Below are 21,240 nucleotides of genomic sequence, written 5' to 3'. Positions count from 1 at the left end.
GGATTTTTTATGAGTGACAACCTGAGCAGCCTGAATAACATCCGGACCCTGCGTGCACAGTCGCGCGATGTCGATCTGGAGGTGCTGGAAGAGATAGTGCAAAAATTAGAATCAATTGTCAGGGAGCGGCGCGCAGCCGAGGAGGCTCAGGCGGCCGAAGCGCGCGAGAAAGCTGAAAAACTGGCGATGTACCTGGAATTACTGCTGGAAGATGGTATCAGCCCGACCGAACTGATGACTGGCCTGTCACCGGGCACGGACGGACGCAAAAAACGCGCTAAGCGGCCGGCAAAATATCATTACCGCGATGAACATGGCGAGATGAAAACCTGGACCGGGCAGGGCCGTACACCCTCACCGATTAAAATCGCACTGGAAAACGGTCAGTCACTGAATGATTTTCTGCTTTAATCCGGGCTGATGGCGTTCCGGAAAATTTAGCCACGCCTGCGCGCTGAATTTTCCGGCTCGCTATTTCATCTGCATCACGCTCGTCGGTGCCTGGCGGCCTGGTTGCTGCTCGCTCTTGTCTTTCGACACTAACAGCGGTCCGCGGAACGTCCGTCGCCATTCACTGGGCGTAACGCCAAACCGCTGTTTAAAACGCTGGCGAAAAGAGATGGGTGAGTGGAATCCTACTTTTTCAGCCACGCTTTCAATACTGATGCCGGTGGCTTCCAGCATTTCCTGGCTGCGTTGCAGACGCTCTGCGAGCAGCCATTCACCCAGCGTCATACCGGTCGCTTTGAAAAAATGGCGCGTCAGCGTTCGCCGGCTCATGCCAGCCGATCGTGCCAGAGAATCGAGATCATGCGGCTGATGAAGGTTGTGCCGCAGTGAGTCCAGCAGCGCATTGATTTTACCGTCACGGGTATTTTCAGGTACCGGACGCTCTATAAACTGCGCCTGCCCCCCTTCACGATAAGGCGGCACCACCATTCTTCTCGCCACTCGGTTGGCCACGGCGCTGCCGTAGTGCTGACGAATGATATCCAGACAACAGTCAATGCCCGCTGCGGTTCCGGCCGAGGTAATCAGACGATCGTCACGGGTATAGAGGGCATTACTGTCGAGATGCACTTCCGGAAAGCGTTGACTGAAGTCACGCTCAAATTCCCAGTGCGTTGCCGCACGATGCTGGTTGAGCAGGCCTGCATAGGCCAGCACATAGGTCCCCAGGCAAAGCCCCACCACTTCAGCACCGCGCTGCCAGGCTGCAGTCAGTTTATCCAGCAGTTGCTGAGCCGGTTTTTCGGCCGGATTATGCCAGAAAGGCACAGTAATAATGTCAGCCCCATCAAGCAGTTCAAGCCCATGTTCCACATTGATCGACAGGCCGCTCTCCGAAAGGATAACGCCGGACTTCTCCGCACAAATATTCAGATGAAACAGATCCGGTTGCGGCAGAGCGGAGCCAAACAGGATACAGGGAACCGAAAAGTGAAACGGACTAAATCCTGTCGTAGCCACTACAGCAACCGTTAAAGCGCTCATCTCGTTCCCCTTATTCATCTCAACACCGCCCTGCTCTGATCGCTCAGAAGGTCATTGTTTCACCATCATGTGGAATCAGCACGTTATCGGCAATGCCCTGTTCTACAGTGTACGCGCGCAGTTCAGCACGGGTCAGCAGACAGTGGTTGATCGCTTCCATGTGCGAAGCGACCAGCGTGGCTTCAGGCACTATATTTAGCGTATGCAGTGTATCCTCTTTACCCATAATAATCGGGCCATAGAGATCGTTGGTTGCATTACCGATATTCAGCACCACTACGTCTGGCTGAAAACGTTGCAGGCTTCTTACATACGGCTTAACCCAGACAGTATCACCCGCAATGTAGAGCGTTTTTTCAGCCGGATGGGTAAACACCAGTCCACAGGCATCACCCAGCAGATCGGCCATATCTTTATCGGCATACAGTGCATTGCTGCCATGCTGACCATCAGTTTTAAAGATTGTCAGGCCATCCACAAATCGATTTTCTTCCTGCAATACCTGAACGTTGAGAAAGCCCTGTGAACGAATCAGCTCGGCGTCGCTGTGGTTCTGGGTATAAATCATCATTGTCTTTGGTAGCTGCTGCTGCGCGGCTTCGTCCCAGTGATCGGTATGAATGTGGGTAAGAATAACCGCATCGGCATCCAGCAGCTGTGAAACCGGCATCGGCAGTTCAACCATCGGATTTCTCAGGTGCGGCCGGGCGTTGCCCACAAAGCCCGGCCAGGCTTCTTTTTCAGCCAGCATCGGGTCAATCAGGAATTTCTTGCCCGCATAGTGCAGTACCAGCGTGGCATTACGGACTTGGGTCAATTTCATCATCAGGCTCCGGTCACTGTTCGGTTGAATACAATCAGCGTCGACGACGCTATCGTTGCGATAATGTGACTTTATCCGGTTAAGAAGAGTGACGTGACAGGCTCAATGGACAGTGATCGATGAAATCGGGCCAATCTGCTGTCGATGAATACCGTGCCGTTAATTTAACCGACACAGGTTCAGACTCTGCTCAACAACAGGAAGGAAAGAGTGAATCAGAGGGTAAAGCCCGAAAAAAGCCGCAGTCATCTGCGGCATGAATTTTCTTAAAACGATGATCAGAAATCGGCTTTCAGCACTACACGGTAATTGGCTTTACCAGCGCGCACGTGTTCCAGCGCTTTATTGATATCTGACATCGGGAAGAACTCCACCTGCGGTGCGATATCAGCACGCGAAGCCAGCTTCAGCAACGAACGTAGCTGACCCGGCGAGCCAGTGGAGGAACCTGTTACCGCTTTGTCACCCATGATCAGGTCAAACGCACCGACCTGGAACGGTTTCATCACGGCGCCAACGGTGTGAAACTTACCTTTAGGTGCCAGCGCCGCGAAATAGGGTTTCCAGTCCAGATCGACTGCAACAGTGCTGAGGATCAGATCGAAACGACCTGCCTGCTGTTTCAGCGCTTCAGCGTCACGGCTGTTAACCACTTCATCTGCACCCATGTCCAGAATCGATTGCTTTTTATCCGGTGTCGAGCTGAAAGCCACCACTTCAGCACCCATTGCGTGCAGGATCTTGATGGCAATGTGACCCAGACCACCGATACCGATCACGCCCACGCGACTGGTGGCGGTGATATTGCTCATCAGCAGCGGCTTAAAGACGGTGATGCCGCCACACAGCAGCGGACCGGCGGTGGTGACGTCCAGTTTCTCCGGCAGCGGAATAACCCATTGCCAGTCGGCACGCAGTTTCTCGGCAAAACCACCCTTATTCATGATGGTCGGTGTGCTGCCCTGCTGACAGTTAACCTGCTCACCATTAATACAAGCGTCGCAGTGCTGACAGCTCTTAGCCGTCCAGCCAATACCAACCCGCTGACCCATCGACAAGCCTTTATTTTTGGCCGCATCGCCCAGCGCAGAAACCCGTCCAATCACTTCGTGTCCGGCAATAACAGGGAACTGAGAAATGCCCCACTCATTGTCGATCATCGACAGGTCAGAATGACAGACACCACAATACTCAACCTCGACTTCGACTTCTTCTGCTGCAAGTTCAGCAACGTCATATTCATAAAGTTCGAGCGCCTGACCAGCCTGCATGGCTGCATAACTTTTAATTTTCATTGGTACCTCTGCGTGGTTTATCACCGTCAAGTGTAACAACTGCCAGCCCGGCTTGCCTGGCCGATGCGCTTGTACCGCACTTTGTTGTCATTTCAGCTTAATAATCAGCCATTAACCTTGTCTCCCGACAGGGTCTGTAGCGCCCTGCGTTGCCTCCATGCCCTGGCTTAATTCACGCAGGCTGCCAGAATGTTGGTCTGGAAGGCGATATTACTGATGCCGTGGGTTATCTCATTAATGCTGTGCGAGATTTTTCCCGGATCGTCCAGTCCGTCATCGAGCCGGTCCTGCGCCTGCTGGCTCTGGCTGGCAATATCGCTGATGGCACGAATACTGTTTCTGCCATGCTCAGAGCTTCCCCCTGACTTTGAGTGGCACTTTCCAGTACCGGCATTGTCTCCATCAGCGCCTGCTGATAGTTAATTACCGGTTAAACACGCCGGTCTGCAGGCTGTTCAGTGCTTCCCGGCGACGTAATGCCCGTTGTGCATAGTGCGCTGCGTAACCAGCATTCTCCACCGGGAACGGACTCATCGCTTTCACTTCATGATTAAAGAACACCCGTGCCGACAGCGTCTGGTTGTTTGACATACCGAGGATCCCACCGAAGCTGGAGAATCCAGCCGCCGGTTTGCCGAGCTGGCGATATGCGCAAGCGGGCCAGCTTCGACGATTAACCCGCTGGTGCCGGGCGGTAGTCAGCACCAGCGGGTCAGCAGAGGTAAACCGTTGCCTGGCCTGATTGTCCCGCTGGAAATCTGCTTCGGGCGGCACGAAGGTCATCAACCTACCGCCAGCGCGGTTGTTCAGTGCCGCTGAGGCGAACGATGCTGGCAACGCAGGACAATCAAAAGTGCTATTCGCAGACTGGCTACTGCGGCCAAAGCGGGCGGCAGGCAGGCATTGTTTTATCGCCTTAAGAATCGACCTATTATTGTTTTCGCTATGATAAGAAGAATTTCGCGCTTAAAAGCGCTTTCTGGTGTGAAAAATAGAGGGCTAAAAGCTGGTCCGTACGCGTTCAGAACTCAAAGCGGAGGGCCGGAATCACCATTGGTCAGCGCGCGCAGGTTGCATAAAATAAGCCGGGAAGCGCTCCCCCCGGCAAATTTACTGCTTACCCATTACGGCTCTCCTGCCAGTGCTTCTCGCAGCGCTGCCGGGCTTCAGCCGGTAAGTCGCGCAGGTCCGGCAGGCTGTCGCCAGCACCATACCCCATTGAACCGGTTACTTCCTGCTGTTCATCCTGGGCGGCAAAGCTCAGCGTCTCATCCAGCGGCTGCCATTCCCCTTGCTGCTGACGGTAAATGACCGCGTGGGTGGGCGTCCGGGCATCATCACCGTAAATTTCATATTTTTGCTTCTGTTGATCAGAACCAAACTCAAGCGTATCGATTAAGGTTGCATCAGTCATCGCGTTCTCCTTTTTCGTTGAGCTTATAAGGGTAGCCTGGGGAAAGCAGGATCGCTGCCGTTTCAGCCACGGCACGAGGTCATGATTGAAACGTTATCACTATTTTTCAGATGTGCATTTGCATAAACGAAGCGGTCATCTATGCTTCGTGATGTGGCTAGCTAGTCCTTTTTATCTAATGGAACATTGATAGGAGGTCTCTCTATGACACAACAGAAATACAGAGGTGGTGCCGGCAATTTTGCCAACGATCCGGGCCGTGCGAGCGAAGCTGGCAGTGCAGGAGGCAAGGTCAGTGGCGGCAATTTCAAAAACGATCATGAAAAAGCCAGGGAAGCTGGTCGGAAAGGGGGCAGAATCAGTCGGCGTCCTGCAAGTAATTCTGAATAAGGCGCCCCAGGACGTTTTACGCCATGGAATGGCATCTCACTTCTACGCTATAGATCCCCCACTGAATCCATCCTGAAAATCACCCTACGCCCCGGATTAGCACGTCTGCAGGCGAACCCGCAGACGTGCCAGACCATTATCCGGCCTTACGATGTCGGGTGAGATAATACTTCACCAGTACAAAGAACAGCGGCACAAAGAAGAGTGCCAGTACCGTACCCGCCAGCGTTCCGCCAATAATGCCGGTGCCGATCGCGATACGACTGTTGGCCCCGGCTCCGGTAGCGACCGCCAGCGGGATCACCCCGCGATAAACGCCAGCGAGGTCATCATGATCGGCCGTAAACGGGTTCGCGCCGCCTGCAGTGCCGCCGCGCTCAGCGAGCTTCCCTGACGCACCGCTTCCTCGGCAAACTCAATTATCAGTATGGCGTTCTTGGAGGTCAGCCCGACGGTCGTCAGTAACGCCACCTGGAAATAGATGTCGTTGCTCAGACCCCGCATGGCGACGGCCAGCACCGTACCCAGTACACCCAGTGGCACCGCCAGCAACACCGAAAACGGTACTGACCAGCTTTCATACAGTGCGGCAAGACAGAGGAACACCACCAGAATAGAGATGGCATACAGGGTCGTTGACTGCCCGCCCGCCTGCTTCTCCTGCAATGAGAGACCACTCCAGGCCCCGGTCGTGCCGGCAGGGAGCTGATTAGCCAACCGTTCAATAGTGTTCATCGCATCGCCGGAGCTGTAGCCTTCTGCGTTCTGCCCCTGGATTTCGTAAGAAGCAGAGCCGTTGTAGCGATTCAGACTTTCCGGCCCCATTGTCCAGTGGGTGGAGGCAAAGGCCGAGAATGGCGTCATGCTGCCTTCACTGTTGCGGATAAACCATTTATCCAGATCGGACGGTGCCGACCGGTACTGACCATCGCCCTGCACATAGACCCGTTTGACGCGGCCGCGATCGATAAAGTCATTGATATAGGCCCCACCCCAGGCGCTGGTCAGAGTATCGGTCACATCATCCAGCTGCAGTCCCAGCGCCACCGCCTTACTGGTGTCAATATCGACCTGCAACTGCGGTGTCTGTGGCAGGATATTCGCGCGTACCCCGATCAGCGCCGGGCTTTCCGCTGCCCGTTGCAGCAGTTGATCACGCAACTGGCCCAGTTCATCGCGAGTGGTGCCGCCACTTGCCAGCAATTCATAGGTAAAGCCATTATTCTGCCCCAGGCCGGGTACTGAAGGTGGCGTCAGGGCAAAGATCTGCGCATCCCGAATAGCAGAAAGCGCATAGGTGGCACGTCCGGCGATCGCTTCCGCCGAGTTCTCCTTGCCGGGACGCTGATCCCAGTTTTTCAGTTTAATAAACGCCATGCCGGCATTCTGTGCGGCACCGCTGAAGTTAAAGCCGTTGATGGTAAACACCACGTCGATGTTCTCTTTCTCTTCGGTCAGAAACCAGTCAACGATCTGCTTATTAACCGCTTCGGTGCGGCTGGCGGTCGCGCCAGCGGGCAGGGTCGCCTGAAGCATAATACTGCCCTGATCCTCGGTGGGCAGAAAACTGCCCGGCAATCGGGTAAACATTACAAACAGAACGACGCCCATTGCAGCATACAGCGACACCATAATCAGCGGGCGACGCAGCGTGCTGACCACTTTGTGACGATACTGGCGTTCAGTAGCGGCGTAGAAGCGGTTAAATCCGCCAAAGAAACCTTTGCGATGCGGTGTTCCGGGGCGCAGCAACATGCCACATAGCGCCGGTGTCAGCGTCAGCGCCACCAGCACCGAGAAAGACATGGCCGCAATGATAGTGATCGAGAATTGCCGGTAGATCACACCGGTCGATCCAGCAAAAAAGGCCATCGGCAGAAAGACCGCAGACAACACCAGCGCGATAGCGATCAGCGCACCGGAAATCTCTTTCATCGACTTTTCCGTAGCCTCGCGGGCAGGTAAACCTTCGTCGTGCATGATGCGCTCGACGTTCTCCACCACCACAATCGCGTCATCCACCAGCAGCCCGATCGCCAGCACCATGGCAAACAGCGTCAGGGTGTTGATGGTATAACCGCACAGTGCCAGCACGCCAAAAGTTCCGAGCAGCACCACCGGCACCGCCAGCGCCGGGATCAGCGTCGCGCGGAGGTTTTGCAGGAACAGGTACATCACCACGACGACCAGCGCTATCGCCTCGATCAGGGTGATGACCACATCTTCTACCGAGATTTTGATGAAGTCAGTGCTATCAAGTGCATAGGCGACCTCATAGCCTTCCGGCATAGAGTGGCGATACTCTTCCACTTTATTTTTTACCAGGGTCGCGGTATTGAGTGCATTGGCGCCCGGTGCCAGCATCACCCCGATACCGGCAGCCGGATGTCCATTAAGCCGGGTCGTCATGTCGTACGATTCGCCACCCAGCTCGACGCGGGCCACGTCACCGACGCGCACAACCGCCCCGCGGGTATCGCTTTTGACGATGATGTTGCGGAACTGCTCCGGCGTCTGCAGCCGCGACTGCGCCCTGACTGTGGCGGTCAGTTGCTGATTGTCAGGTGACGGCAGGCCACCAATTTTACCGGCTGAGATCTGAATATTTTGCGAGCGAATCGCTGCCGTCACGTCAGAAGGCTGCAGTGAATAGGCGTTCAGCTTAAACGGATCGAGCCAGATACGCATCGCGTACTGTCCGCCGAAGACCTGGATATCCCCTACCCCTTCGGTTCTGGCCAGCGGCTCCTGCATATTACTCACCAGCCAGTCACCGATGTCAGTGCTGTTGCTCTTGCCGGTGGTGTCATACAGCCCCATCACCAGCAAAAAGTTTGACTGCGATTTGGTGACCGTCACGCCAAGTTGCTGTACCTCGCTGGGCAACCGCGACAGGGCCTGTTGCACCTTGTTCTGCACCTGCACCTGTGCGGTGTCAGGATCGGTGCCCTGACTGAAGGTGACCGTCACCGTCACATTGCCCTGCGAACTGCTGCTGGAGGTGAAATAAAGCAGATGATCCAGCCCGGTCAGCTGCTGCTCAATCACCTGGGTGACGCTGTTTTCCAGTGTCTCGGCGGATGCGCCGGTATAGGTGGCACTGATATTGACCGACGGCGGCGCGACATCAGGATATTGCTCTACCGGCAATAGTGTGATGGAGAGCGCACCAAGCAGCATGATAAGAATGGCAACGACCCATGCAAAGACGGGACGATAAATAAAAAAACGAGAAAACATCAGCGGGGTCTCTTCCTTTTTAGGGCGGGCGCAAAACCGGCATTCCTGCAGGTTGTATCAAAGCGGTGCAGCGCTGATTATAGTTTGTTACGTTCAGGCTAAACATCCTGACGGTATCATTTCTTTATCCCGCACAAACTGATCCCGCAGAGTTTGCTCGCGGTTCTGGCACCCCTCAGCCTGAAACGTCGCCGGTCAGAGTGAATCGCTCTCATCAGCAGTAAGCAAAATAGCGAGGCCTGGCTATCCTGAAAACAAAGGAAATTAACCAGGAGAGAATGATGAAATTTTTCTATTTCGTTTCGCTTATCGCCTCAGCGCTTTATTTACTGGCATTCCTGCCTAAACTCCGAACCAAACGCGAACCTATCGCCTACTGGGGATGCTGGGCTTATCTCGGTGCCAATGCCCTGTTCTGGGCCGTCTATGGTGTCCGTCACTACCTCTGATGCGCCTTTTTAACCAAAGCGGCAAAAGCCCCACTCTTCGTCGCCAGGTCTCTGATCGGGCGGCAATTTAGCGTGCGTTTTTCCAGCGCCTGCCCGCTATAGCGCTTATCCGGCATCCTGGCCGCCGGCATTGCCGCCCTGGCGGTCCGTAGCGGCGCGTGAAGACGGCGGGACAGCCGCTGACGGGGCATTAATCGCGGCTTTAATCTGTGGACCATAATGACGGTCTACTACCCTGAAAGTCTCCTGCGCTTTGATCTGATAGAGCGCTTCTGAAGGATGAATGCAGTCGGGTGACATCATGGCCTGCCAGTTTCCGATCTCCTGAATGCGCTGGTACTGCCGGACCAGCGGCACGTCATCGGCCTGGGCCAGGTTATCGATCTGTGCCACATAGGGTGCAACGTTCCATTTTTCCGCCCGCCCGCACAACGGATGCGGCTCCTGCACAATCACCGCTTTACCGTACTGCTGCGCCACGGCGATCAGTTCAGACATGATTGCCCGGTATTGCCCCGGACTGACGATGTAATCCGGTTCAATATCTTTGAAGTGATAATGACGGGCATCGTTAGTGGCAAAGTTAAGCAGAATCAGATCGGCGGGCGAAGCCGCCATCTCTTCACGCCAGCTTTTGTTCTTGCGGTAAAAATAGCGCCCCTGTAACAGATCCTTCGACTGCGCCGACAGCTCACCTTTATTGACGATCTCGACGTTAGCGCCATATTTGGTTTTCAGCATCTGGCCCAGCTGCGAGATTTCGTTATTTTTTGTCAGCGTAGCCCGTAATTTACCGTCCTTTCTGACGGCCATCGCGCCTTTGGTGCTGGAACCGCCATAGGCTTCGATAATATATTTACCGTCCTGAATGGCTGCCAGTGACACGCCGGAAAATAAGCAAAGCGGGAAAGATACAAACAGTGTAAGGAGCAAATGTCTCATTGGGCGTTACTCTGACATAACCGAAAAAAAAGATTATCAGTGATATTTCGCCTGCGGCAAAATTATTTTGCCGTTCCCTCTTCTCCTTATCCCGCCTGAAGAGAACAAGAGGCGAATAAGCGAACCCTTTAGCAACCAATCATTACCTCCGCCGATGTCGGGCCATATAAAAAGGCGCACCTCAGCGGCCAGAAAACATCAGCAACAGAGGCGCGGACTGCTTGTTTTTTAACCATCGATTAAGCAAAGCTTTATCCGCCCGGCAGCTTTTCGGACAACGAAATCGCCGCGTAGCAAGGGTTGGGGCGAAAATTCGCGCCTGATGCTTACCAGCAGAGGTCATTTTCAGATAAAAAAGCGACGTTAAAAAAGGACCAGGCCGGTTTATCATAATTTATGGATCAGACAGAATGGCGTGCTGGGGAAATTCTGAAAAGTGTCGTGCAATATGTTAATTAAACTTCAGAGTGATATTCTGCCGCTACAAGGTCGCCTCAGACCCCAACACTCCGTCATTTATTAAGGTAATAAAAGTGACTACACCCTCTTTTTTATCGAGCCGAAATATCGGCCTCGATTTTCTGCGCGCCATACTTATCCTTGAAGGGGTTTTATATCATGCGGCCCGGAGTCTGCCAGGCGGTAATAGCTGGTATTACGTTTCGGATAAAAATGAGTCATTGATCTTTAGCTCGCTGATCGAATTTATCCATACCTTTCGGATGGAGGCCTTTTTCTTCCTTTCAGGCATGTTCTCGGCGATGGTTTTCTTACGCAAGGGGCAGGCTTTTTTCTATGATAATCGCCGCAAGCGGGTGCTGGTTCCGCTGCTGGCCGCCTTTGCCTTTATACCCGGCGTGATGTACTGGCTGAGCGCGACGATTAAAGGGGTTGATACCTCGACCAGTGGTTTGCTGGCCGCCTATATGCAACTGCATCACCTGTGGTTCCTGGTGTCGCTTTCGGTCATTTCCTTTTTCGTTCCTGCCCGCCTCTACGCGCAGCTGGCCACCCTTGCCCGACGCCTGCCGTTTACGGTCTGGCTGGCAGCCCTGATACTCGCGGCGAATAGTCTGTTTGTGGTGAAATTCGCGGTAAAAGATCTGGGCGAGCTGATCACGTTAATTCCGGTGACGGCGCGTTTCTGTGTTTATTATGCGGCAGGCTATGTCCTTTATCTTAATCGTGATGCTATCCCGCAATTAGCGAAACATCCGCTGCTGAACACGGCCCTTGTGACGCTGCTGGCGATCATCTGTTATATCGCTTTCTTCCTGACGCTGAAATTTAATCTGCAGGGTGTGGCAAAATATATCCCGGTACTGCTCAGCAGTCTGTTCTCGGTGATTTTTTCCTACTGGGTGATCTTCTTTTTTGAAAAGTTACGGTTTAAAGAGAGCCGCATCGTTAACACCGTGGTTGACTCTGCGCTGGTGGTTTATATTCTGCACTATCCTATCGCGATTGGCTTCGCCTGGCTGCTGGACGACTACCTGCCGGATAATTATCCTGTGACGTATGTGCTCATAGTGACCGCTATTGCGTCAGGACTGAGTGCGCTTTGCTATATGGTCATCAAGCGTCACTCTTTCCTCGCGACCCTGTTTGGGCTGAAAGCGAAACCGGCAAAACCGCTGGTTGTCGCCAGTTAAACCCTCGCCGTTTTCCGGACACAATAAGAGCGTAACGATCGCCTGATTATTGCGCTGCACTCATTCGGTTCGTGTATTTCTCTGCTGGCGCTTCATGGCGCCAGTCTTTATTTATGCTGATGACCAGCCAGTAATCTGGCACCGTCTGACAGAAACATTTTGAGAAAGATTTTCATCAAATAATAGCCTGCATCCACCCTGTTTTGGTTATTTGTGTACCAGACTTAGCAAATAACAATACAGACAATGTGGAGCATTATGAAAGAGCAAAATCGCACAACCGGTATCGCCCCTTATGGCGGCGCAGCAGGCGGCTGGGGAGCCCTGAAAGCGGTCGCGGATGCGATTCGTGGTCAGATGTCAGTGAAACAGGATGTGATTGCCCTGTTTAAAGTCAATCAGCCGCAGGGCTTTGACTGTCCGGGTTGCGCCTGGCCCGATCCGCAACATGCCTCCTCGTTTGAATTTTGTGAAAATGGCGCGAAAGCGGTCTCCTGGGAAGCAACCAGCAAACGCACGACGCCAGAATTTTTTGCAGCCCATACCGTCACTGAACTGTGGCAGCGCAGCGCATTACATCTTGAGGGTGAAGGGCGTCTGACGCATCCGATGAAGTACGATGCGGCCACCGATACCTATCAGCCGATTGAGTGGGAAACCGCGTTCAAGGAGATTGGCGAACACCTGCGCAGCTATGACGATCCCGACAGCGTGGAGTTTTACACCTCGGGTCGCGCCTCTAACGAAGCGGCTTTCCTGTGGCAGCTCTTTGCCCGTGAATATGGCACCAATAACTTTCCAGACTGTTCCAATATGTGTCATGAACCGACCAGCGTAGGTCTGCCGGAATCAATTGGCGTCGGCAAAGGCACGGTAGAGCTGGAAGATTTTGACCATTGCGATCTGGTGCTGTGCATCGGTCACAACCCCGGCACCAACCATCCCCGTATGCTCGGCACCCTGCGTGAGGTCTCTAAACGTGGCGCGACTATCGTGGCGATCAACCCGTTGCGTGAACGCGGGCTTGAGCGTTTTACGTCGCCTCAGAGTCCGATTGAAATGCTTTCCCTCAGCTCCACCGAACTGGCATCGACCTATTACAAAGTACGGGTCGGTGGCGATGCGGCGATGCTGAAAGGCGTGATGAAAATCCTGCTGACAATGCATCAGGAGGCGCTAAGCAAAGGTGAGCCAGGGGTGATCGACGAAGACTTCATCGCCCGGCACACCGAAGGATTCGACGCCTGAAGGCCGACCTTGAGGGCACTGACTGGGACCATATTCTGAAAGTGTCAGGCATGGCGCGTGAAGAGATCCAGCATATCGCCCGACTGTATGCCAGCGCTGAACGCACCATCATCTGTTACGGCATGGGCATTACTCAACATCAGTATGGCACTCAGAACGTCCAGCAAATCGCCAACCTGCTGCTGCTGCGCGGCAATATCGGCAAACCCGGCGCCGGAATCTGTCCGCTGCGTGGACACTCTAACGTGCAGGGCGATCGCACAGTCGGTATCACCGAAATCCCACCGCAGTCGTTGCTCGATAATCTGGAAAAGGTCTTTGGCTTCCGGCCGCCGCAGAAACACGGTCACGGTGCTATTCAGGCCATTCAGGCGATGCGGGATGGCAAAGCCAAAGCTCTGCTCTGCCTGGGCGGCAATCTGGCTGAGGCCATTTCTGATCCCCAGGTGACATTCCCGGCGATGCGCAACCTTGACCTGGTAGTACACATGGCCACCAAACTCAACCGCTCTCACCTGCTGCTCGGCAAACACAACTATCTGCTACCGGTGCTGGGCCGCACGGAGACCGATATTCAGGCGACCGGCGCGCAAAGCGTCACAGTGGAAGATTCAATGTCTATGGTGCACGCCTCTCGCGGCTCTCTGGAACCGGCTTCACCACACCTGAAATCTGAGCCGGCGTTGGTCGCCGCGCTGGCTCAGGCTACCTTGCCTGACAGTGTCGTCGACTGGCGCGCAATGATCGCCGATTACAGCCGCATCCGTGATGCTATAGAAGCCGTCTTCCCGGCGTTTGAAAATTTCAATGAGCGGGTGAAGAAGCCGGGCGGATTCCGACTCCACAATGCCGCTTCCGAGCGGGTCTGGAATACGCCGTCAGGCCGCGCGCAGTTCAAAGTGATGCAGGGCATTAATGAGGATCCCCGTTCGCTGAAGTGCCACGATTTGGTGCTCACGACACTGCGCAGTCACGATCAGTACAACACCACATTGTACGGCCTGAACGACCGTTATCGAGGGGTAACCGGACGCCGCGACGTGCTGTTTATCAATGCCGAAGAGGCCGAGAAACGTGAACTGCGGGTGGGTGATCGGGTCGATTTAATGGCGCTGGACCCGGACGGTAACCCCACTTCGCGTCAGATGAAAAACCTGACGATTGTGATTATCGATATGGCGCCCGGTTCCGTCGGTGCCTACTACCCTGAAGCTAACGTGATGGTGCCGCTCGACAGCCACGATACGCAGAGTGGTATACCGGCTTATAAGAGCATCCCGGTGTCGATGACGCGAGTAACCGACGAAACGACAACCGCGTCGGGAATATTACGTTAACCTTCCAGCTTGTGCCGGACGCAGTATGAGACAAGGTTGCCTGACATTCAGGCAACCTTTTTATACGCGCTGTGGCAGGTTATGGCTGTGTGGCAAGGTATCACTAGCGCCCTAAGAGTTAAATTTTAATTGCCCTATCCGTAACAGGTTATGTCAGTCGTAACCGGCCCTACTCATTAAACCGGGATTAAACATACGCCTATCAATCAGGCATCTAATGCGATTAACAGGACCGTTTTTTGCCCGAGGTTATACTCAACTCAACGCGCAACCTTCTTCGCCCAGCCCGCCAACGCATCAATATGGCTTACCGGTACGATCACGGCCTGATGACGTTACAAATTTGTTAAACGCAACCTTTCGTCTGCTCTTATAACGGTTATGCAGCACGCATTACTGCTCCTCATCAATTGACAGGAAGGAAGCAAACTCATGACAGTATTAAGCAGACGACGCTTTATGGCCTTTGCCGCCGGTGGAACGGTTGCGCTGGCCGCGGGTCAGGTACACGCCCATGATAATCAGGTCAGGACTTATCCGGCCGGTGCGCAATCCGGCGGTCGTGATCCGGGTCCGCACGATCCCATTCGTGAAGCGGAAAACCCGGATCTGGTTAATCCGCCCGCCACTGACAGCGGCACCCTGCCCAATCTGCTTTACAGTTTCAGCGATGCACATGTCCGCAAAGGCAGCGGCGGCTGGACACGACAGGTGACTCAGCGCGAGTTGAGCATCTCCACTACCATCGCCGGGGTCGATATGCGTCTCAACGCAGGCGGCATACGTGAATTGCACTGGCACAAAGAAGCAGAATGGGCCTACATGACCTACGGAACCGCGCGGGTCACCGCCTTCGATACGCAGGGCGGCTGGTTCGTCGATGACATCGGCGTCGGTGACCTATGGTATTTCCCGCCGGGTATCCCGCACTCGATTCAGGGCTGGGACCCGACGGCTGTGAATTTTTACTGGCCTTTGATGATGGCAATTTCGATGAGGACAGCACGTCTCTGCTCTCCGACTGGTTTAAGCATGTTCCGCCTGAAATTCTCGCCAAAAACTTCCAGCTGCCGGTTTCTACCTTCTCTCAGCTGCCGCCACCGGCTGACGAATACATTTTCGCCAGTACGCTGCCTGACCGGCCTGCCGGCGATGCTGTGCAGGGCGGCAGCCGATCAACGCTGCGTTTTACCCACCACATGCTGGCACAGGATCCGATTAAAGCGCCGGGCGGGACGGTTCGCATCACCGACTCCTCTAACTTTCCAATAGCCAAAGATATCGCGGCGGCGCTGGTCGAAATCGAACCCGGGGGACTGCGCGAGCTGCACTGGCATCCCAATAATGATGAGTGGCAATACTACCTGGAGGGAGAGGGCCGGATGGGCGTGTTTGCCTCATCGGGTCAGGCGCGGACGTTTGATTATCGGGCCGGGGATGTCGGCTACGTGCCGTTCGCTATGGGCCATTACATCGAAAATACCGGCAAGGGTCCGTTACGCTTCCTTGAGCTGTTTAAGAGCGACTATTACGCCGATTTCTCCCTCAATCAGTGGCTGGCCAGTACGCCTCCGGCTCTGGTTAAGCAGCATCTGCATCTGGACGACGCCTTTATGGCGGCGCTGTCGCAGAACAAACGTCCGGTGGTCCTATAACCCAATGTCCGGCTTGCCGGCCACTCTTCCTGTGCTGCAGTGAGGTGCTTTAGCCAGCGCCACGAGGGTCCTTCCGCCGGTTTCACCCAGCCGCTGCCAGCGGTTTTCTCTGCATAAAGCATTCGTCGCACAGTCAACACCGCGGCAGAGTCGTATACACTACCCGCCTGCGCGACCCGCGTGTTTATGCGGTCAATAATGCACGTTCTCGTTTTATCGCTTGCGCCGCTCTTCGGTGCTTAAAGGGAAAATTGCTATGTTTCACCTGATTTTCAGCGTACCCAGCTGGTACGTGATTGCGCGCGTCATTGTTCCCTTATCCATGCCGCTGGCCGTTAAAGTTCTGTTATCGATGCTGGCCCTGCTGGCCTCACAATATCTGCTGGTCAGCCGCTTCACCTCGGGCGGCCTCTTCTCGGCGGAGATGCCGCGCATCATTATCATTCTGTTCAACTGGGCCTTCAGCACCGTGCTTCTGCTGGCGCTGACCCAGATCGCGATAGATATTATCGCGCTGCTCGCCCTGCTGCTGCGCCATCCGCTGGAACTGGTCCCCGGCGTACGCTATCTGGCCGTGCTGTTCGCCATGGTGCTGGCGGCGGTGGGCGTTCACCAGGCGATACGGGTGCCGCCGGTCAAAGAGGTAACCCTTGTGCTGCCCGACCTGCCGGCGGCATTTGACGGATACCAGCTGTTGCAGCTGACAGATTTGCATATCACGCGCTTGTTTAACGCGGACTGGAGTGCAGCAACGGTTAAAAAGGCGATGTCGCTGGGGGTTGATCTGATTGTAGTTACCGGCGATGTGATTGATGGCAGTCTCGAACACCGCCGCAACGATGTCGCCCCGCTGCGCGGCCTCTATGCACCCGATGGCGTCTGGGCAATTACCGGGAATCATGAATATTTCTTCCATCAGGCAATCTGGACCGAACATCTGGCTTCACTGGGACTTCAGCCGTTGCTGAACAGCCACAGGGTGATCCAGCGTGGCGAGGCAAAACTGGTGATTGCCGGTCTGCCGGACGCATCGGCACCCGCGAGACACGCACCGGGCCCCGATCTGGCAAAAGCGCTGGAGAATGCGCCCGCCGATGCACCGGTCATCCTGCTGGATCATCAGCCCCGTAATGCCCGTCACAACGCCGCGCTGGGCGTCGATGTGCAGCTCTCCGGTCATACCCACGGCGGCCTGATCGTCGGTCTGGACCGGCTGTTTGCGAAACCCAACGGTGGCTTTGTTTCCGGTCTTTATCAGGTGGACGGAATGCAGCTCTATGTCAATAACGGTACGGCGCTCTGGCCAGGAATGGCGGTTCGTCTCGGACGTCCGTCAGAACTGACCCGCATTACGCTCAGACGTCAGCCCTGATTCACCCGTCAGAGCCAGGCCTGACCCGCGATGCGTGCGGTTCAGACCGGTGTCATTATCCTTCTTTCGTCACCCGAATACGGTGACAATCCTCGGCCCCCAGCGGCTCTCCGCTGGCGGATACCACGGCCAGCGGCTGCAATGGCAGCTTGCTCTGATTATCAATCAACACCGAATGAACTTCGCCTGCAGTAAACATATTCTGTTCACCCCACTGGCGCATCGCCACGATAATCGGAAACAGCCCGCGTCCACGTTCTGTCAGTGCATACTCGCTGTAGGCGCTGCCGTCAGACGCGGGCCGCAGATCAAACACCCCCAGCTCCACCAGCAATTTCAGGCGCGCGGCCAGAATATTTTTCGCCAGCCCAAGGTTTTTCTGAAACTCACTGAAACGGCGGACGTTGTCGAACGCCTCGCGAACGATCATTAAACACCAGCGTTCGCCAATCGCTTCCAGCGTTCGGGCCACCGGACATTCACTGTTTAACAATGCGGATTGTTTTGCCATGTTCACTCCTGCTCTGGGCGGCGTTCTGTTGAGTATACCCTGTCCTCGCCAATCTGGTTGCTAAAAAAAACCAATACAGCTAATAATGGTTAACTGGTTTTATTTTGAAACCAATTAATCACCGGAGGTGCGTAATGCTTCAGACCCACAGGAACAGGCGGGTTCCGACAGTGGACAGTCGCGTCAGGGCCTCATCAGCCAACAGTAAGCCGGTGCCGCTGAGACAGGTGTTGCTGTTCGGTATGATCTGCGCACTGGCAGTTGGCAACATCTATTTCGCCCAGCCGCTGCTATACGCTATGGCGCAAACTTTTGCCGTTCCGACCGGTTCAACCGGCGTGGTAGTTACCGCCACGCAGGTGGGTTATGCGCTGGGACTGCTGTTTATCGTGCCGCTGGGGGATATCTTTAATGGCCGCCATCTGATTGTCGGCCAGCTTTTGATGCTGGCGCTGGCGGTGTTGCTGGTGAGTTTCTCCCCGGATTTTTATGCCCTGCTGATCAGCATGAGCCTGGTCGGTCTGATGGCGGTGGTGGTTCAGGTGGTAGTGGCTTACGCCGCCTCACTCTGCACAGCGGCGCAACGCGGTCAGGTGGTTGGCATGGTCACCGGGGGCGTCGTGCTGGGGATTCTTTTTGCCCGGCTGACGGCTGGCGTGATCGCCGATCTCGCGGGCTGGCGTGCGGTCTATCTCTGCTCTGCGGCACTGTTAGTACTGCTGGCTGGGATCTTCTACCGCACGGCGCCCGCCGCGCGTGTCCCTGTCGTCAAATCCCGCTGGCCCCAGCTGATGCGCAGCTTTTTCCGGTTATTTACCGATGAAGCGCGACTCCAGGTGCGGGGAACGCTGGCTATGCTGATTTTTGCTGCCTTCAGTGTGTGCTGGACCTCGATGGTGCTGCCGTTAAGCCAGCTTAATTTCAGCCATACCGCTATCGGCCTGTTTGGCCTGGCGGGTATCGCGGGCGCACTGGCCGCCATCCGGGCCGGTCGCTGGACCGACCGCGGCTATGGGCAACGAACCACCGGCGCTGGCTTACTGCTGCTGACGCTGTCGTGGCTGCCGCTGGCGTTACTCAATAATTCGATCTGGCTGTTTATCGCGGGCGTGATCCTGCTGGATTTCGCGGTGCAGGCGGTCCACGTCAGCAGTCAGAGTCTGCTTCTCCAGGCCCGGCCTGAGGCGGGTAGCCGGCTGATCGCCGCCTATATGTGCTTCTATTCTGTCGGCAGCGCCCTGGGTGCAGTGGCCGGCACGCGGGTCTATGCGCTCTGGCAATGGCCGGGCGTTTGTCTGCTCGGCAGCGTTATCAGCCTGACCGCGCTGCTGTTCTGGTGGGTCACGTCACGCGCTTTAGCTGCTTCTTCCGCCATTGAGGAGCGATAAAATGAAAACGCATCATCTGCTGCTTGCCGTGCTGATTACCGCTATCTGGGGAATTAACTTTTCCGTGATTAAGCTCGGCTTGCAGGAGGTTGATCCTTTTATCCTTGCCGGGATCCGCTTTCTCCTGTGTGCCCTGCCAGCCCTGTTTTTCATTGCTAAACCCGATGTGAAATGGCGCTGGCTGATTGGCTACGGGCTGGTATTCGGCGTCGGTTTGTGGGGCATGGTCAATCTGGCGATAAGGCTCGGGCTGTCGGCCGGGGTCGCGTCACTGTTACTGCAGTTCAGCGCGCTGTTTACCCTGTTACTGGGAGGCTGGGTATTTCGCGAACCGCTGTCGCGCTATCAGTGGGCGGGCATCGCCATCGCGCTGACGGGCTTGCTGTGCATCATCTTTCTGACCGATGGATCCGTTTCTCTATCCGGACTGGGCTGCGTACTGGTGGCTGCGGTTGCGTGGAGCGTTGCCACTATTCTGTATAAAAAAGCGGATACCCGGCAGGTGTTCGCTTTTTTAATCTGGTCGAGTCTCTTCGCCCCGATCCCATTATTTATTCTGGCTTATGCTGTTAATGGATGGAGCGGCTTCCACGGTTTACTGGCTCACACCCACGGAATAACGCTGTTGTCGATCCTGTTCCAGGTCTATCCCAATACCCTGTTTGGCTACTGGGTATGGAACGCCTTACTGAAACGTTATCCGGTCTCTACCGTTGCGCCACTCTCCTTGCTGGTGCCGGTGTTTGGCTTACTGGGATCGTTCTGGATTTTTAATGAGCCGTTGTCAGCGCTGAAGCTGGCTGCGCTGCTGATCATTGTCAGTGGCCTGAGTACCGGCTTATATGGCGCACGGCTGAAGCAGGCGTGGCGTCGCCGGACGGCACCCTGATGAACAATATTCCCTGTCGGGATAAATGGAGGTCACCATGATCAGGCTATGTACCGCCTGTGGCACCGCATATCAGCAACAGCAGAGTCAGTTAACTCACTGTAAAATCTGTGACGATCCGCGCCAGTACGTGCCTGCCTCGGGCCAGAGCTGGATCGATTTCAAGCAACTGACATCCCGTCATGCCAATACATGGACAGCACACAGCGATGCTCTGCTGAGCATCAAAACCGTGCCGAAATTTGCTATCGATCAGCGGGCTTTTCTGCTGCGCACCCCGCAGGGAAATGTGCTGTGGGACTGCATTGCCAATCTTGATGAGGCGACCCTGACGCTGGTAAAAGCACTCGGCGGTTTGCACGCCATTGCCATTTCCCATCCGCACTACTACACCACCATGCAGGAGTGGGCCGCCGCTTTTAACGCACCGATTTTCCTGCACGCGCGCGATCGCGAATGGATAGTGCGCGACAGCCCACAGATCAAACTGTGGCAGGGCGAGTCATTAGCGCTGCTGCCTTCACTGACGCTATTACGGCTGGGCGGCCATTTTCCCGGTGGCTGCGTACTGCACTGGGATGAAGGCGACGGTGTGATCCTGGCGGGTGATATTCTTCAGGTGACGCCCGGCGCGCATGGCGTGTCGTTTATGTGGAGTTATCCGAACATGCTGCCGCTTTCCGCCGCCGCGGTGCAGAGTATTCTGCAACGGCTATCTGGTGTGGCATTCGGGCAACTATATGGGGCATTTGACGGGCAGGAAATTCACCAGCAGGCCAAAGAGAAAGTGATGCGTTCGGGGCAAACCTATCTGGCCTGTCTGGAAAACAAAGAGGAATAACTGCAATAAACGACGGCCCGCAAGCCGCCGTTTCGCTGACACTATCAGGCCGTTCTGAACAGCGCGACTATGTTGCGCAGTTGTCCGGCGCGATCCATCAGCTCATGCGCTGATGATGCAGATTGCTCAACCAGCACCGCATGCTGCGTTACCTGATCCATCTGGTTACCGTAATATTGATTTGCGAAATGACGCTGCTTTGCTCTTCTGAATACGCGCAGATATACCGCATCAGCTGTGAAGTCTGTTCAATGCCACTGACGCTTTGTTTCATCTTTTCACGGCTTTGTTGAATAAATC

Annotated in this window: 14 protein-coding genes and 5 pseudogenes; 10 read left to right on the top strand and 9 right to left on the bottom strand. The window is 55.1% G+C overall.

Translation table 11 applies throughout. The annotated features are described in order from the left end of the window. Positions 1-9: 9 nt before the first annotated feature. Positions 10-411, top strand: a complete 402-nt coding sequence (locus HA41_RS09005) for an H-NS family histone-like protein (RefSeq protein WP_094120494.1) — start codon at positions 10-12, stop codon at positions 409-411. A 60-nt stretch (positions 412-471) separates the two neighbouring features. Here HA41_RS09005 and HA41_RS09000 read toward each other — a convergent pair whose 3' ends face one another. From HA41_RS09000 to HA41_RS08980, 5 genes and pseudogenes are all read right to left on the bottom strand, one after another. Beyond that, positions 472-1,494: a GlxA family transcriptional regulator gene (locus HA41_RS09000; protein ID WP_094120493.1), complete on the bottom strand. Its 1,023-nt coding sequence runs from the start codon at positions 1,492-1,494 to the stop codon at positions 472-474. Between the two features lie 43 nt (positions 1,495-1,537). After that, on the bottom strand, positions 1,538-2,317 hold the full coding sequence (locus tag HA41_RS08995) for an MBL fold metallo-hydrolase (RefSeq protein WP_094120492.1): 780 nt from the start codon (positions 2,315-2,317) through the stop codon (positions 1,538-1,540). Positions 2,318-2,595: 278 nt separating this feature from the next. After that, positions 2,596-3,612, bottom strand: coding sequence for an NADPH-dependent aldehyde reductase Ahr (gene ahr, locus HA41_RS08990; protein ID WP_094120491.1), 1,017 nt, complete (start codon positions 3,610-3,612; stop codon positions 2,596-2,598). A gap of 182 nt (positions 3,613-3,794) precedes the next feature. After that, positions 3,795-4,248 (bottom strand): annotated as a pseudogene (locus tag HA41_RS21680) (methyl-accepting chemotaxis protein); the annotation flags it as partial. A gap of 481 nt (positions 4,249-4,729) precedes the next feature. Beyond that, positions 4,730-5,026, bottom strand: a complete 297-nt coding sequence (locus HA41_RS08980) for a hypothetical protein (protein ID WP_094120489.1) — start codon at positions 5,024-5,026, stop codon at positions 4,730-4,732. 204 nt (positions 5,027-5,230) lie between these two features. On the opposite strand from HA41_RS08980, the gene HA41_RS08975 reads away from it, so the two are divergent. Beyond that, complete coding sequence (locus HA41_RS08975) at positions 5,231-5,416, top strand: con-10 family general stress protein (protein WP_072051034.1); 186 nt, start codon at positions 5,231-5,233, stop codon at positions 5,414-5,416. 136 nt (positions 5,417-5,552) lie between these two features. Here the strand turns inward: HA41_RS08975 and HA41_RS08970 are convergent. Then, a pseudogene (locus HA41_RS08970) lies at positions 5,553-8,656 on the bottom strand (efflux RND transporter permease subunit). Positions 8,657-8,934: 278 nt separating this feature from the next. On the opposite strand from HA41_RS08970, the gene HA41_RS20975 reads away from it, so the two are divergent. Then, on the top strand, positions 8,935-9,105 hold the full coding sequence (locus HA41_RS20975; protein WP_158086617.1) for a hypothetical protein: 171 nt from the start codon (positions 8,935-8,937) through the stop codon (positions 9,103-9,105). A gap of 105 nt (positions 9,106-9,210) precedes the next feature. Here the strand turns inward: HA41_RS20975 and HA41_RS08965 are convergent, their stop codons facing one another. Then, entirely contained in the window at positions 9,211-9,990 is a 780-nt protein-coding gene (locus HA41_RS08965; RefSeq protein ID WP_244175108.1) for an SGNH/GDSL hydrolase family protein, read from the bottom strand. A gap of 590 nt (positions 9,991-10,580) precedes the next feature. On the opposite strand from HA41_RS08965, the gene HA41_RS08960 reads away from it, so the two are divergent. The 4 genes and pseudogenes from HA41_RS08960 to HA41_RS08945 all read left to right on the top strand — a co-directional run bounded on the left by HA41_RS08960 (position 10,581) and on the right by HA41_RS08945 (position 17,311). After that, positions 10,581-11,699, top strand: coding sequence for an acyltransferase family protein (locus HA41_RS08960; protein ID WP_094120487.1), 1,119 nt, complete (start codon positions 10,581-10,583; stop codon positions 11,697-11,699). Between the two features lie 258 nt (positions 11,700-11,957). Continuing rightward, positions 11,958-14,284: pseudogene (locus HA41_RS08955) on the top strand (FdhF/YdeP family oxidoreductase). A gap of 432 nt (positions 14,285-14,716) precedes the next feature. Beyond that, positions 14,717-15,939, top strand: a pseudogene (locus HA41_RS08950) (cupin domain-containing protein). 256 nt (positions 15,940-16,195) lie between these two features. Beyond that, positions 16,196-17,311: a metallophosphoesterase gene (locus tag HA41_RS08945; protein ID WP_094120486.1), complete on the top strand. Its 1,116-nt coding sequence runs from the start codon at positions 16,196-16,198 to the stop codon at positions 17,309-17,311. A gap of 55 nt (positions 17,312-17,366) precedes the next feature. Here the strand turns inward: HA41_RS08945 and HA41_RS08940 are convergent, their stop codons facing one another. Continuing rightward, positions 17,367-17,822 carry a winged helix-turn-helix transcriptional regulator gene (locus HA41_RS08940; protein WP_094120485.1) on the bottom strand — a complete coding sequence of 152 codons (456 nt, stop codon included), beginning with the start codon at positions 17,820-17,822 and terminating at the stop codon, positions 17,367-17,369. 170 nt (positions 17,823-17,992) lie between these two features. On the opposite strand from HA41_RS08940, the gene HA41_RS08935 reads away from it, so the two are divergent. From HA41_RS08935 to HA41_RS08925, 3 genes are read left to right on the top strand one after another with little or no spacing between them, the layout of a single operon-like run. Beyond that, positions 17,993-19,210, top strand: coding sequence for an MFS transporter (locus tag HA41_RS08935; RefSeq protein WP_244175107.1), 1,218 nt, complete (start codon positions 17,993-17,995; stop codon positions 19,208-19,210). A gap of 1 nt (position 19,211) precedes the next feature. Next, on the top strand, positions 19,212-20,099 hold the full coding sequence (locus HA41_RS08930; protein WP_094120483.1) for an EamA family transporter: 888 nt from the start codon (positions 19,212-19,214) through the stop codon (positions 20,097-20,099). Positions 20,100-20,136: 37 nt separating this feature from the next. Continuing rightward, on the top strand, positions 20,137-20,940 hold the full coding sequence (locus HA41_RS08925; RefSeq protein WP_094120482.1) for an MBL fold metallo-hydrolase: 804 nt from the start codon (positions 20,137-20,139) through the stop codon (positions 20,938-20,940). Positions 20,941-20,984: 44 nt separating this feature from the next. Here the strand turns inward: HA41_RS08925 and HA41_RS08920 are convergent. Beyond that, a pseudogene (locus tag HA41_RS08920) lies at positions 20,985-21,240 on the bottom strand (methyl-accepting chemotaxis protein); the annotation flags it as partial.

Origin of the sequence: Pantoea conspicua, assembly GCF_002095315.1 — a bacterium.
In the GTDB taxonomy this organism is placed as follows: domain Bacteria; phylum Pseudomonadota; class Gammaproteobacteria; order Enterobacterales; family Enterobacteriaceae; genus Pantoea; species Pantoea conspicua.
Note: the sequence above shows the minus strand (reverse complement) of the source record. Positions and strands in the feature narration are given on the sequence as shown.

Excerpts from the sequence above, each read along its gene's own strand:
- HA41_RS09005 (WP_094120494.1), top strand. The coding sequence starts at position 10 with ATGAGTGACAACCTGAGCAGCCTGAATAACATCCGGACCCTGCGTGCA.
- HA41_RS09000 (WP_094120493.1), bottom strand. The coding sequence starts at position 1,494 with ATGAGCGCTTTAACGGTTGCTGTAGTGGCTACGACAGGATTTAGTCCG.
- HA41_RS08995 (WP_094120492.1), bottom strand. The coding sequence starts at position 2,317 with ATGAAATTGACCCAAGTCCGTAATGCCACGCTGGTACTGCACTATGCG.
- ahr (WP_094120491.1), bottom strand. The coding sequence starts at position 3,612 with ATGAAAATTAAAAGTTATGCAGCCATGCAGGCTGGTCAGGCGCTCGAA.
- HA41_RS08980 (WP_094120489.1), bottom strand. The coding sequence starts at position 5,026 with ATGACTGATGCAACCTTAATCGATACGCTTGAGTTTGGTTCTGATCAA.
- HA41_RS08975 (WP_072051034.1), top strand. The coding sequence starts at position 5,231 with ATGACACAACAGAAATACAGAGGTGGTGCCGGCAATTTTGCCAACGAT.
- HA41_RS20975 (WP_158086617.1), top strand. The coding sequence starts at position 8,935 with ATGATGAAATTTTTCTATTTCGTTTCGCTTATCGCCTCAGCGCTTTAT.
- HA41_RS08945 (WP_094120486.1), top strand. The coding sequence starts at position 16,196 with ATGTTTCACCTGATTTTCAGCGTACCCAGCTGGTACGTGATTGCGCGC.
- HA41_RS08940 (WP_094120485.1), bottom strand. The coding sequence starts at position 17,822 with ATGGCAAAACAATCCGCATTGTTAAACAGTGAATGTCCGGTGGCCCGA.
- HA41_RS08930 (WP_094120483.1), top strand. The coding sequence starts at position 19,212 with ATGAAAACGCATCATCTGCTGCTTGCCGTGCTGATTACCGCTATCTGG.
- HA41_RS08925 (WP_094120482.1), top strand. The coding sequence starts at position 20,137 with ATGATCAGGCTATGTACCGCCTGTGGCACCGCATATCAGCAACAGCAG.